Source organism: Weissella viridescens (genome assembly GCF_014789145.1).
In the GTDB taxonomy this organism is placed as follows: Bacteria; Bacillota; Bacilli; order Lactobacillales; family Lactobacillaceae; genus Weissella; species Weissella viridescens.
In genome coordinates, this window is sequence record NZ_CP061835.1 from 161,883 (window position 1) to 173,886 (window position 12,004).

Annotated in this window: 16 protein-coding genes and 1 other RNA gene; all 17 read left to right on the plus strand. The window is 43.2% G+C overall.

All coding sequences use genetic code 11. The annotated features are described in order from the left end of the window. Positions 1 to 2: 2 nt before the first annotated feature. The 17 genes from IE337_RS00810 (at position 3) to tsaD (ending at position 12,001) form a co-directional block, all read left to right on the plus strand. Entirely contained in the window at positions 3 to 611 is a 609-nt protein-coding gene (locus tag IE337_RS00810) for a class I SAM-dependent methyltransferase (RefSeq protein ID WP_191136459.1), read from the plus strand. Beyond that, entirely contained in the window at positions 601 to 1,125 is a 525-nt protein-coding gene (gene tadA, locus IE337_RS00815) for a tRNA adenosine(34) deaminase TadA (RefSeq protein WP_191136460.1), read from the plus strand. The genes IE337_RS00810 and tadA overlap by 11 nt, the downstream gene beginning before the upstream one ends. A gap of 23 nt (positions 1,126 to 1,148) precedes the next feature. Continuing rightward, an RNA gene (gene ffs, locus IE337_RS00820) (signal recognition particle sRNA small type) lies at positions 1,149 to 1,234 on the plus strand. Positions 1,235 to 1,337: 103 nt separating this feature from the next. Then, complete coding sequence (gene dnaX, locus IE337_RS00825) at positions 1,338 to 3,146, plus strand: DNA polymerase III subunit gamma/tau (protein WP_191136461.1); 1,809 nt, start codon at positions 1,338 to 1,340, stop codon at positions 3,144 to 3,146. Between the two features lie 23 nt (positions 3,147 to 3,169). After that, positions 3,170 to 3,484: a YbaB/EbfC family nucleoid-associated protein gene (locus tag IE337_RS00830; RefSeq protein ID WP_057745119.1), complete on the plus strand. Its 315-nt coding sequence runs from the start codon at positions 3,170 to 3,172 to the stop codon at positions 3,482 to 3,484. 24 nt (positions 3,485 to 3,508) lie between these two features. Beyond that, the gene (gene recR / locus IE337_RS00835) at positions 3,509 to 4,108 is read left to right on the plus strand and encodes a recombination mediator RecR (RefSeq protein WP_057745122.1); all 600 of its coding nucleotides are present in this window, start codon (positions 3,509 to 3,511) and stop codon (positions 4,106 to 4,108) included. Positions 4,109 to 4,110: 2 nt separating this feature from the next. Further along, positions 4,111 to 4,371 (plus strand): YaaL family protein, encoded by a 261-nt coding sequence (locus IE337_RS00840; protein ID WP_057745125.1) that lies wholly within the window; start codon positions 4,111 to 4,113, stop codon positions 4,369 to 4,371. A 92-nt stretch (positions 4,372 to 4,463) separates the two neighbouring features. Then, complete coding sequence (gene tmk / locus IE337_RS00845; RefSeq protein ID WP_191136462.1) at positions 4,464 to 5,114, plus strand: dTMP kinase; 651 nt, start codon at positions 4,464 to 4,466, stop codon at positions 5,112 to 5,114. Between the two features lie 15 nt (positions 5,115 to 5,129). After that, entirely contained in the window at positions 5,130 to 5,456 is a 327-nt protein-coding gene (locus tag IE337_RS00850) for a cyclic-di-AMP receptor (RefSeq protein ID WP_057745131.1), read from the plus strand. 18 nt (positions 5,457 to 5,474) lie between these two features. Further along, positions 5,475 to 6,491 carry a DNA polymerase III subunit delta' gene (holB, locus tag IE337_RS00855; RefSeq protein ID WP_191136463.1) on the plus strand — a complete coding sequence of 339 codons (1,017 nt, stop codon included), beginning with the start codon at positions 5,475 to 5,477 and terminating at the stop codon, positions 6,489 to 6,491. Between the two features lie 2 nt (positions 6,492 to 6,493). Further along, on the plus strand, positions 6,494 to 7,372 hold the full coding sequence (gene rsmI, locus IE337_RS00860; protein ID WP_191136464.1) for a 16S rRNA (cytidine(1402)-2'-O)-methyltransferase: 879 nt from the start codon (positions 6,494 to 6,496) through the stop codon (positions 7,370 to 7,372). Further along, the gene (locus tag IE337_RS00865; protein ID WP_243185598.1) at positions 7,369 to 8,115 is read left to right on the plus strand and encodes an acyl-[acyl-carrier-protein] thioesterase; all 747 of its coding nucleotides are present in this window, start codon (positions 7,369 to 7,371) and stop codon (positions 8,113 to 8,115) included. Before rsmI ends, IE337_RS00865 begins: the two co-directional genes overlap by 4 nt. Before the next feature lie 27 nt (positions 8,116 to 8,142). Then, entirely contained in the window at positions 8,143 to 9,135 is a 993-nt protein-coding gene (gene galE / locus IE337_RS00870) for a UDP-glucose 4-epimerase GalE (protein WP_072152518.1), read from the plus strand. 108 nt (positions 9,136 to 9,243) lie between these two features. Then, a complete protein-coding gene (gene tsaB, locus IE337_RS00875) occupies positions 9,244 to 9,969 on the plus strand; it encodes a tRNA (adenosine(37)-N6)-threonylcarbamoyltransferase complex dimerization subunit type 1 TsaB (protein WP_191136465.1) in 726 nt (241 codons plus the stop codon). Further along, on the plus strand, positions 9,953 to 10,516 hold the full coding sequence (locus IE337_RS00880) for a GNAT family N-acetyltransferase (protein ID WP_191136466.1): 564 nt from the start codon (positions 9,953 to 9,955) through the stop codon (positions 10,514 to 10,516). Before tsaB ends, IE337_RS00880 begins: the two co-directional genes overlap by 17 nt. Before the next feature lie 10 nt (positions 10,517 to 10,526). Continuing rightward, the gene (gene rimI / locus IE337_RS00885) at positions 10,527 to 10,961 is read left to right on the plus strand and encodes a ribosomal protein S18-alanine N-acetyltransferase (protein WP_191136467.1); all 435 of its coding nucleotides are present in this window, start codon (positions 10,527 to 10,529) and stop codon (positions 10,959 to 10,961) included. Between the two features lie 14 nt (positions 10,962 to 10,975). After that, on the plus strand, positions 10,976 to 12,001 hold the full coding sequence (tsaD, locus tag IE337_RS00890; RefSeq protein ID WP_191136468.1) for a tRNA (adenosine(37)-N6)-threonylcarbamoyltransferase complex transferase subunit TsaD: 1,026 nt from the start codon (positions 10,976 to 10,978) through the stop codon (positions 11,999 to 12,001). Positions 12,002 to 12,004 lie beyond the last annotated feature (3 nt).

The window sequence follows — 12,004 nt, forward strand, 5'->3', positions numbered from 1 at the left end:
AAATGACAGATCATTACTATACAGCTGAGCCCACCACGGCTCATGATGAACATACATTCGAATTTAATCTTTTGGCGCATGACTTGCGCTTTACCACCGATGCTGGTGTCTTTTCTAAAAGCACCGTTGATTATGGGACCCGTACGATGTTGGAAGCGTTTGACTCAGAAAATATTCCTGAGGGGAAAATCTTGGACTTGGGTGCCGGATACGGACCAGTTGCTATTAGTTTAGCGAAAGCATTACCTAACCGACAATTTGTGGCGGCGGAAATCAATCATCGTGCCGCTGAGTTAATTAAGCGGAATGCGCAAGCCAATCATGTGGCTGATCAAATTGAAGTCGTGCAATCTGATTGCTATGAGAATGTGCCGGATCGTTTTGCAGCAATCCTGGTCAATCCCCCCGTACGAGCTGGAAAAGATATCGTACAAACGATGATTTCACAAGCTAAGGAACATCTATTGCCTGAAGGAACATTGACGGTGGTTTTACAAAAGAAACAAGGTGCGCCTTCAGCAAAGAAATTGATGGAAGAAACATTTGGGAATGCGCAAACGATTGCCAAAGATAAGGGTTATTACATTATGGAGAGTGTAAATGTCGACTGATCTATCACCCAAACAAATTGATTATTTTATGGGTCAAGCCTTATACGAAGCGAAAAAAGCTGGTGCGTTGGGTGAGGTACCAATTGGTGCCGTTGTTGTCATTGATGGTCAAATTGTAAGTCGAGGTTTTAACTTACGAGAGCGTATGCAAGATGCTACCCAACATGCGGAGTTGATGGCGATTAGTGAGGCAAATCGGTTTGAACATTCGTGGCGTTTGCCAGAGGCGCAACTATTTGTCACCCTTGAACCGTGTTTAATGTGTGCGGGTTTGATTCAACAAACACGAATTACAGATGTTTATTATGGTGCAGCTGATCCAAAAGGTGGTGCAGTAGACTCACTTTATAATGTTTTAGGGGATGCTCGATTGAACCATCAAGTAAATGTTGTCGCGGGCGTGCGTGAGGCTGAATGCAGTGCGCTTTTGAAAGCCTTCTTTAAAGCTGTTCGAAAAAAGCGAAAAGCGGAGAAGCGCGCACGAAAAGAAGCGGAAAATAAACTGGTCAAATAATTCTGTGCATGTTATAATTATTTTCGGTGAGGCAAGTATGCACTTCGAACCGTGTCAGGGTCGGAAGGCAGCAGCACTAAGGAGACCGTGTATTGTGCTTCACTTCCTTTAGTAATTAAAGTCGCTAGCTGATAATTTTATCGGCTGGCGTTTTTTTATCGCATTTTCTGGTAAAATAGAATGAATAGATTTTAAATAGGAGGACGTTGAAAATGGCATATCAGGCTTTATATCGGACATGGCGTCCACAAAAGTTTAGCGACATGATTGGTCAAGAAGTTGTGACTCGAACTCTTCGAAACACAATTATCAGTAACCAAATCACTCATGCCTATCTTTTCAGCGGTCCTCGCGGAACTGGTAAGACGTCAGCGGCCAAAATTTTTGCCAAGGCGGTTAACTGTTTACACCCTGTTGATGGGGAGCCGGATGACACGTGTGAGATTTGTTTAGCGATTAACGATGGATCTTTTGCTGATGTTATCGAAATGGATGCTGCCTCGAATAATGGTGTTGATGAAATTCGTCAGATTCGTGAAGATGTGAATTATGCGCCAACCCAAGGTAAATACAAGGTGTACATCATTGATGAGGTCCATATGCTTTCAACAGGGGCCTTTAATGCCTTATTGAAAACTTTGGAAGAGCCCCCAGCTAATGTTATTTTTATTTTAGCTACAACGGAGCCTCAAAAGATTCCAGCAACTATTATTTCAAGAACACAGCGGTTTGACTTTAAACGAATCAACGCTCAGGATGCGATGAATAGGATGGTCTATATCTTAGACCAGGTCGGTGATAAGTATGATGAAGATGCGTTACGCGTGATTGCGAATGCTGCGGACGGTGGTATGCGTGATGCGTTAAGTATCTTGGATCAGGTTTTGTCATTCGGGGATGATACCGTTACGCTAGAAAACGCATTGCTAGTGACAGGGTCTGTTACACAAAGCTTGTTAGGAGAGTATGTTCAGGCTGTACAAGCCCAAGATACAAAATTAGCACTTGCTAAAGTCGAAGAAATTCTAGATGCGGGAAAAGATGTAAATCGCTTTGTAGAAGATTTGATTAGTTACGCGCGCGACTTACTATTGTATACGGAAGCGCCTGATTTAATCACTTTAGTGCCAGATGATAATTTTAAGCAGTTAGCGCAAAATACACCGGCACAAACATGGTATCGTATGATTGATATCTTAAGTGATACACAACAACAATTACGCTATACAAATCGCCCAAGTGTGTATTTGGAAGTGTTAACGGTTAAGTTGAGTGCTGATGTTGCAGCTAGTGCGGTAAGTCCAGCACCACAGACGGTATCGGCTCCTGCGACAACGGAACAATCGGTTACAACGTCAAATGTAACCCCACAGTCACAAGCGGCCGCTGCTACTCATTCGGCTCCGGTTTCAGAGGCGTCGGTAAGTATGGCGGCTACATCTCAAACAGTCGCTACTAAGGCGTCGAATTCAGAAAAAAAGCCGGTTGAAACGAAAATCACGGTTTTGGATGATCAAGCCGCTGTGTTTAATGTTTTGCGTGAGGCAACGCGTGGTGATTTAAGTCGGGTCCAGACGATTTGGTCTGATTTAGTTAACAGTTTGCCAGTACCGCAACAAGCGATGTTGAACGTAGCACGTCCGATTGCAGCATCACCAGATGGCTTGGTTGTTGCCTTTGATTTTGACATTATTCGTATAAATGCTAGTCGCAATAATGATTTGTTAACAACAATGACGCAGCAATTACGAGTGCTCACCGAATCAAAGACGGAACGCCAGTTAGTGTTCATTACAAATGAGCAGTGGCCTGAGATGCGTTCAGCGTTTGTGCAGGCAACGCGTGGTGATCAAAGTGCACCACAAGCACCCACAAAACCGCAACCTGTTGCGGATGATCCGGGAATGCAAGGTCTGATTGATGAAGTTGAACAGGCCGACCAAAGTGAACCTGAGGATCCAGCAGTTAATGAGGCGAGGGCGATTTTTGGCCAAGAACTCGTTGAAACACAAGATGATTAATTAAAAGAAAAGAGGATGAAGAGATGTTTGGTGGACAAAATATGCAAGGCATGATGAAGCAAATGAAGAAGATGCAATCACAAGTACAATCAGAACAAGCAGCAATTGCTGAAACTGAGTACATTGGAAAAGCACCTGAAGATATGGTTGTCGTAACATTTAACGGAGACCGTCAAATGTTAGATATGCAAGTAAAGCCTGATGTGATTGATCCTGAAGATCCAGAAGGACTCTCAGACATGGTTTTGGTTGCTGTAAATGATGCCCTTAAGCAAATTGAAGCAGATACTGAAAAGCGTTTGGGACAATTTGCACCAAAGGGAATGGGCGGATTCTAATTCGATAGAAAGCAGGTAAGCGTTGTGCAATATCCAGAACCAGTTGCAAAATTAATTGATAGTTTTACGAAACTACCTGGTATTGGGGTCAAGACGGCAACTCGATTAGCATTCTATGTAATCGATATGCCTGAGGAAGATGTGACCAGTTTTGCCCAAGCGCTTATTTCAGCCAAACGTGATTTAACGTTCTGTAGTATCTGTGGTAATTTGACTGAATCAGATCCATGTAGTATTTGTACTGATCCGACACGTGATCAAACTACAGTACTAGTGGTTGAAGAAGTTAAAGATTTAATGGCGATTGAAAATGCGGGTGAGTACCATGGGCTTTATCATGTCTTACATGGTGTTTTGTCACCTTTGGCAGGTAAGGGACCAGATGATATTAATATTGATTCTCTTGTTACGCGGTTACAAAAAAACGATGCGATTCAAGAGGTCATTGTCGCGACTAATGCAAATGCAGAAGGTGAAGCCACAGCCATGTATTTGTCACGGCTGTTGAAACCGGCTGGGATTAAAGTTTCGCGGTTGGCGACCGGCCTATCAGTTGGTAGTGATATTGATTACGCAGATGAAATTACATTAATTAAGGCAGTTGAAGGAAGGACAGAACTTTAACCATGTTTGGGATTAAAAAGAAAAAGCGTTTGGACCCAACCGTTTACGATAATTATCTGACGGATGGTATTGCAAATGCCAAGTATAACTTTGAAAAAGCAAAGCTATCAGAAGCAGCGATGTTTGAAAGTGATGCCGATCCACGAATGATCAAGGCACAAACAGCGATTGAAAAACAAAAATATTTCTTTTTGTTACGGGCTGCCCGCAAGCGTGATATCACGGCAAGTTGGCATACTGCCTTTATTCATCCTGAAATGTAAGAATACGCTAAAAAGGACGGGCCTAAGCTTTAGGTTAAGTCCTTTTTTTGCTATGGTATAATAGAAAGTAATAAAGGATGAGGGTGTAGATTATGACGGGAAAGTTCATTTCATTTGAGGGACCGGACGGGGCTGGTAAAACATCAGTCTTGCACGCAATTTTAGATCGACTTACACCTATGTTAGGGGAGCAGTTGGTGATTACTCGCGAACCTGGTGGTCGTGACAACCAAGTCGCAGAGGCGATTCGAGACCTGGTGTTAAGCCCAGCGTATCCGGCAATGGATCCATGGACTGAAGCAATGTTGTATGCAGCAGCACGTCGACAACATGTCGTTGAAACCATTCGCCCAGCATTGGCGGATGACAAGGTGATTATTTCCGATCGTTATCTTGATAGCTCAATAGCGTATCAAGGTGGTGGGCGTGAATTAGGTGCCGAAAGAGTGGCGGACTTAAATCAATACGCGACTAATGGACTTCAACCACAAGCAACCATCTATCTTGACCTAGCACCAGAAGTTGGGTTAGCGCGGATTCAAGCAACGCGCCAAGACGAAATTAACCGATTGGATGTCGAAGCACTCGCCTTTCATCAACGCGTAAGTGCGGCATACCACGGTTTAATTGCTGCAGACCCAGAACGGTTCTGGGTGATAGATGCCAGCCAGCCATTAGAACAAGTGGTGGCAGATGCTTGGGATGCAATGCAACATATTTTAACACTACCAACTGAAGCATAACGAGGGGGCATGACCATGAAAATGATTACAGCAGTTGTACAGGATCAAGACGCAGCTAAGCTAGGAAAGGCTTTAGTTAAAGCTGAGATTGGAGCAACACGCTTAGCTTCAACCGGTGGATTTTTGAAGGCCGGAAGTACGACATTTATGATTGGAATTGATGATGACCGTGTCGACGAAGTTTTAGCTATTATTAAGGAATCAGCCCAAAAACGGGATCGTTTAATGACACCGGCTTATAGCATGGACACTGTTGAGTCAGCAGTTGTTACACCAATGGAGGTTGAAATTGGTGGTGCGACGGTCTTTGTGCAAGATGTTGCCCAATTTCATCAATTTTAAAGAAGGTGAGGAAGCGTCATGTCAGAGGTAAGTCAGGCCGCGACATTGATTGCCACAGCACAGCATGATCAACCACAAATTATTGCCAATTTTGAACGGGCTATTGCCCAGAATCAATTAGGGCATGCATTCCTATTTGTTGGGCCCAATGGTCGTGGTCAAGCTGAGGTTGCTGATTGGTTGGCGATGCGGTTGTTATGCTTACATCCAACGGAAAAGGGTGACCCAGATGGCACCTGTAATCAGTGCGTGCGAATAGCGCAACACGAACATCCAGACGTTGTCGAATTAGCACCCGAGGGCAATAGCTTGAAGGTGGATCAAATCCGTTTTTTGCAAGGGGAGTTGTCTAAAACAGCTGTTGAAGGTGAGCGTAAAGTTTTAATTATTCATGCAGCTGAAACGATGACTTCAAGCGCGGCAAATGGATTGTTGAAGTCAATGGAAGAACCACAAGGGCAACAAACGATTATTCTAATCGCTAAAAGTCGTCAACAAATGCTACCAACCATTATTTCGCGTTCACAGGTAATCGAATTTAATGCTTTACCAGCTGACCAAATCCAAACTCAATTAATTGCTATGGGATACTCGCAGACGAATGCGCAACTTGCTCAGCAACTTACCGATGATATGACACTTGCGCAAGAATGGTTGACCGAGGATTGGTTTGATCGAGCTCGGCAAAGTGTTGAACGTTTCATGTCGGCCTTATTAGGTCAGGATTTGCAAACATTTACACTAGTTCAGACCGAGCTTATGCCATTAGCAAAAGAACAGTCGGTTAAGGTCCTAGTTGATATGATTATTCAAGCGACCCGCGATACACTCTTAGCACGACAAGGGCGATCGGTTACATCGGGCTTTGACGCTTTATCAAAATGGCAACAAATTGCCCAAAAGTTAGCGGATTCGCAATGGTTACAGATAGTTGATCTAGCCTTAATGATGCCACATGCCTTAGATATGAATTTAAATCCCCAAACGACTCTCGAAAGTTTTGTTTTAAAGAGTCAGAAAGCGATGGCAGTTTAAACATGCAGCAACAAAGAAGTTTTACAAAAGAAGCAAGCGGTAGTTTGTTCTTGGTCCCAACCCCAATTGGGAATTTAGAAGACATGACCTATCGAGCGGTAAATACGCTTAAATCAGTTGACTTGATTGCCGCTGAAGATACACGTCATACGCAACAATTGCTCAATCAATTTGAAATTGAAACTAAGCAGATTTCTTTTCACGAGCATAATAAAGAAAATCGAATTCCGGAGTTAGTGGAACGCCTACAAGATGGAACGAATATTGCACAGGTATCGGATGCTGGAATGCCATCTATTTCCGATCCTGGACATGAATTAGTTTTGGCTGCTTTGGCCGCTGACATTCAAGTTGTGCCTTTACCCGGTGCAAGTGCGGGAATTACCGCTTTGGTGGCATCAGGCTTAAGCCCACAGCCATTTACGTTTTATGGTTTTTTGCCACGTAAACAATCTGAACAAATAAAGACGTTGACGGACTTAGCGCAAAAGCCGGAGACAATTTTATTTTATGAAGCACCCCATCGCTTAGCGAAAACACTGGCGAATATTCAAACCGTGTATGGGGATGATCGCCAGGTGAGTCTAGCGCGTGAGTTAACGAAAAAGTACGAAGAATTCATTCGTGGTACAGCAGCGGAGGTGGCTGACTGGGCCCAACAAAGTGAAGTTCGGGGTGAGTTTGTGGTGATGGTTGCAGGGAACGATCATCCTACGGAAGCAGTAGAAGCTGCTGACCCGTTAGCCGAATTGAGTCCTGTTGAAGCTGTTAATGCATTAGTTGCGTCAGGTATGAAGACGACAGCAGCCGTAAAACAGGTTTCAAAACTGCGCCAACTCGATCGACAGGCGTTATATCAAACATATGAGGAGCAAAAATGATGAGTCAAGTTTATGATACAAATCACGTCATTAAATATTACGAATGTGATATGACGACAAAATTAAGTATTCCGATGATTTTAAATCTTGCTATTTTGGCTTCAAATCTTCAAGCCGAATCTTTGTCGATTGGAGATGATTTTGTCCATGCCCATGGTCTTGGTTGGATTGTGCTTCAATACGATATTCAAATTAAACGTCGTCCGATTGTTGGTGAAACGGTTAAAATTGAAACGGTCGCTAAGGAATTCACGTCATATTTTGCTAATCGCGATTTTAACTTTTATGATGAACAGGGTGAGTTATTGATTGAGATTCATTCATTGTTTGCCATGATGGATATGACCAAGCGTAAAATGATTCGAATTCCAGATGAAATGGCGGCTGGATATGAACCTGATGTGGTGAAGCGGATTAAGCGTGGCCCAGGTCCTGAAAGTATTAGTTCAGATGATGAAATCCTACATGACCAAATGTACGCTGTGCGGTATACTGATATTGACTTTAATCATCATGTCAACAATTCACGATATTTTGAGTGGATGATTGATGGTTTGGGAGCTGACTTTTTAAATAGTCACGAAGCGACGCAAATTCAAATTCGCTTTGAAAAAGAAGTCGGACAGAATGATATTGTCACTTCGCAAATTGTGCTAGATTCAGAAAAAATGCGGACAAAGCATCGCATTATGGTTGATGATCAATTGTCAGCCGAAGCAACAATCAATTGGATTGAAGCGTAAGTTAAAGAGAAACACGAGGAGAAAATTATGGCTACATTAGTTTTGGGTGGTGCCGGTTATATCGGTTCTCACATGGTTGATCGCCTAGTAGAAGATGGGCGTGATGTTGTTGTTGTTGATAATTTGTTAACAGGTCACCGCAAGGCAGTTCCTGAAAATGTCCCATTTTATGAAGTTGATATTCGAGACAAAGATGCCTTGGATAAGGTTTTTGAAGCAGAGGATATCGATCAAGTTGTACATTTTGCAGCATCATCAATCGTGCCAGAATCAATGGAAAATCCTTTGAAGTATTTTGACAATAATACAGGTGGGATGATCGCGTTATTGGAAGTGATGCTCAAGCACCAAGTAAAGAATATTGTCTTCTCTTCAACGGCTGCGACTTATGGTACGCCTGAAGAGAACCCAATTCCAGAAACTGCACCACAACGCCCAATTAATCCATATGGTGAATCAAAGCTCCAAATGGAACACATTATGCGTTGGGCTGATGAGGCTTATGGGTTGAAATGGGTAGCATTGCGCTATTTCAATGTTGCCGGTGCCAAGGCTGATGGTTCAATTGGAGAAGATCACCCAACAGAGACGCACCTTGTGCCAATTATTTTACAAGTTGCTCTTGGTGAACGTGAAAAGATTATGATGTTTGGTGATGATTACAATACACCAGATGGTTTCAACGTGCGAGATTATGTGCATGTTATGGATTTGGCTGACGCACATATCTTAGCGCTTGATTATTTGGCTGAAGGTAACCCTTCAAACCAATTCAATCTTGGATCTGCTACAGGTTACTCAGTTAAGCAAATGGTTGAAGCAGCTCGAAATGCGACAGGAGAGCCAATTCCAGCTGAAGTTGGTCCTCGCCGTGCGGGTGATCCAGATTCACTTGTGGCTTCATCTGATAAGGCACGTAAAGTGTTGAATTGGACACCAAAGTATGATGATGTGGAAACTATCATTAAGACGGCCTGGACGTGGGTACAAAAGCACCCGCATGGTTATGAAGATCGTTAAAATATAAGAAACCTGCTTGTTTTCATAGATAAAAGGGCAAGCTGGTTTTTTTTTATGCAGAACTGCATTAAAATAGTTATTAAATAGACTTACTGGGAGGTGAGAATTGTGGGGAAAACACTTGCATTTGATACAAGTAATCAGGCTCTAAGTGTTGCCATTTTTGAAAATGGAACGCTGTTGGGGCAGCGTGAGGCAAATGTCGCACGCAATCATTCAGGTCAACTATTACCATTTATTGATGAACTCACCAAAAGTGTCGGTTGGCAACCAGCTGACCTTGACCGAGTGGTTGTTAGCCAAGGACCAGGTTCTTACACAGGCCTTCGAATTGGGGTGACCACAGCTAAAACGCTAGCATTTACTTTAAATCTTGAATTAGCTGGTGTTTCAAGTTTAGCTGTCTTGGCTTCTAATGTTGAACATTCGAAATCAGTCATCGTTCCGATGATGGATGCCCGCAATCAAAATTTGTATGCTGGAGCATATCAATGGCAAAATGGACAATTCGTGTCTATTGTTACTGATGAACATACGAATCTGGATGTTTTGATTGAGCAATTAGCACAACTACATGAACAATTGATTTTTGCAGGGGAATATGCAAATTTCCAAGACGAGTTAGAAATGGCTTTTCCAACAGCTGAATTTGCTGAGGATGTATTACCACATGCTAGTCATCTTCCAGAATTAGTACAAGAAGCCGATGTTTTGACAGATATGAATGATATTCATCAGTTTGTGCCAAAATATCATCGCCTCTCACAAGCGGAAGCTGATTGGGCACGAGCGCACCCTGATGCAGGTGATGTTGACTATGTGGAAAAACTTTAAGGCCTGGCTATATTGGCATACGCACCCGATTCCAAAAGAACTAAGAGCGTTTCGTCAATCGGTGGCGGTTAACGGGATAGATTTTGTGATGACCCGAGCGACTATGGCTGATTTAGACGATATGCTGGCAGCAGAACATGAAGCTTACGGTGGCGTTGATCCATGGCCGCGATATATATTTGAGCAAGAATTGAATCGCACGCGTGAGCGTCTGTACGTTGTGCTCCGTCATCCGGAAACGAATTCGCTAGTTGGCTTTATGGGTGCTTCTTTCCGTCCAGGGATTCGCGAAGTCCATCTCACAAATATTACGATTACGCCACATTGGCAAGGACGTGAAGTTGGGACATTTTTTATGAGCTACTTGATGACTTTAGCGAAACAAAGTCGATTTAGTCGTGTCTCGCTAGAAGTGGCAGTTGCAAACGAGCGAGCAATTCGATTCTATGAACGTTTTGGCTTTCAAATCATTCGGGAACGACGCAACTACTACGGTAAACAACAACACGCCTACGATATGGCACTGATTTTGAAGAACGGCAAATAGGAAGAGATGCATGTCAAAATTAAATTTTCGCCCAGCAATCGGGGCCGATGAATTGTTTGCGATTGCACAGGATGCCTATGGCGGGTCACCTTGGACAAGCGCAGCATTTGAAAAGGATTTGAATAGTCGCCTGACACATTATTTAGTGCTGACTCATGATGATGAACCAATTGGCTTCGTTGCGGGGACGTTGGTTATTGATGAATTATCAGTTAGTAATGTCGCAATTAAAACGGCCTTTCAAAAGCAAGGCCTGGGGCAAAAAATGTTGTACGAATGGTTTAAACGTTTTGATCCACATACACGAGTGCTGCTCGAAGTTCGGGCGTCAAATTCGGCGGCTAAACATGTGTATGAGAAGTTGGGCTTTAATGTCTACCATGAACGCAAAGATTATTATCAAAATCCACGTGAAGATGCAGTACTAATGGATTATTACATTTAAAAGAGGAGGTTAGCATGGCAAAAGATCGTTTAATTATGGCATTTGAATCAAGTGCTGACGAAACGAGTGTTGCAATTGTACGCAATGGCTCAGAGATTGTAAGTCTTGAAACAGCCACACAAATTAAGTCCCACCAACGTTTTGGCGGAATTGTTCCAGAAGTGGCAAGCCGACATCACATTGAACAAGTAACTATTTTGGCCCAAGCTGCTTTAGAGGATGCTCAAGTTACTTATGATGATTTAGATGCCGTGGCAGTAACACAAGGGCCTGGTTTGGTAGGTGCACTTTTGATTGGGGTTACTGCGGCCAAGACGATTGCCTGGGCACATAACCTGCCGATTGTGCCCGTTATTCATTTAGCAGGACATATTAGTGCTGCTAATTTTGTCGAACCTATTCAATACCCAGCTTTGGCGTTGATGGCTTCTGGTGGGCATACAGAGCTTGTATTGATGCGCGAAGAATATGATTATCTTGTGATCGGTGATACGCGTGATGATGCAGCTGGTGAAGCTTACGATAAGGTTGGCCGGACGATGGGGCTCAAGTATCCATCAGGTAAAATTATTGATGATATGGCACATCAGGGAACGGATACGTATAACTTGCCGCGAGCTATGTTGAATGAAGATAATTTTGATTTTTCATTTTCAGGAATTAAGAGTGCTGTGATTAACTTAATGCATAATGGTGAGCAACGTGGTGAGACGATTGATTTGGATGATCTTGCTAGTTCGTTCCAAGCAGCTGTGGTTGAGATTCTTGTTGGAAAAGCGGAACGCGCTTTGGAAGCGTATCCTGTTAAGTCCTTCATTGTAGCTGGCGGTGTGGCGGCAAATCGGGGCTTACGTGATGCGCTAGCATCAATGATGCAACGTTTTCCGGATACTGAATATGTTCCAGTACCAATCGCCTTAGCGGGCGACAATGCAGCCATGATTGGAGCAGCAGGAGATATTGCTTATCGCCATGGTGCTCGAGCTGGTCTGGATTTGAATGCTAATCCAGCTTTAGAATTTGACTATTTAGAAGATTAGCGA

Bases quoted from the DNA above. Each gene is read 5' to 3' on its own strand.
- IE337_RS00810 (WP_191136459.1), top strand. From the start codon at position 3: ATGACAGATCATTACTATACAGCTGAGCCCACCACGGCTCATGATGAA.
- tadA (WP_191136460.1), top strand. From the start codon at position 601: ATGTCGACTGATCTATCACCCAAACAAATTGATTATTTTATGGGTCAA.
- dnaX (WP_191136461.1), top strand. From the start codon at position 1,338: ATGGCATATCAGGCTTTATATCGGACATGGCGTCCACAAAAGTTTAGC.
- IE337_RS00830 (WP_057745119.1), top strand. From the start codon at position 3,170: ATGTTTGGTGGACAAAATATGCAAGGCATGATGAAGCAAATGAAGAAG.
- IE337_RS00840 (WP_057745125.1), top strand. From the start codon at position 4,111: ATGTTTGGGATTAAAAAGAAAAAGCGTTTGGACCCAACCGTTTACGAT.
- tmk (WP_191136462.1), top strand. From the start codon at position 4,464: ATGACGGGAAAGTTCATTTCATTTGAGGGACCGGACGGGGCTGGTAAA.
- IE337_RS00850 (WP_057745131.1), top strand. From the start codon at position 5,130: ATGAAAATGATTACAGCAGTTGTACAGGATCAAGACGCAGCTAAGCTA.
- holB (WP_191136463.1), top strand. From the start codon at position 5,475: ATGTCAGAGGTAAGTCAGGCCGCGACATTGATTGCCACAGCACAGCAT.
- rsmI (WP_191136464.1), top strand. From the start codon at position 6,494: ATGCAGCAACAAAGAAGTTTTACAAAAGAAGCAAGCGGTAGTTTGTTC.
- IE337_RS00865 (WP_243185598.1), top strand. From the start codon at position 7,369: ATGATGAGTCAAGTTTATGATACAAATCACGTCATTAAATATTACGAA.
- galE (WP_072152518.1), top strand. From the start codon at position 8,143: ATGGCTACATTAGTTTTGGGTGGTGCCGGTTATATCGGTTCTCACATG.
- IE337_RS00880 (WP_191136466.1), top strand. From the start codon at position 9,953: ATGTGGAAAAACTTTAAGGCCTGGCTATATTGGCATACGCACCCGATT.
- rimI (WP_191136467.1), top strand. From the start codon at position 10,527: ATGTCAAAATTAAATTTTCGCCCAGCAATCGGGGCCGATGAATTGTTT.
- tsaD (WP_191136468.1), top strand. From the start codon at position 10,976: ATGGCAAAAGATCGTTTAATTATGGCATTTGAATCAAGTGCTGACGAA.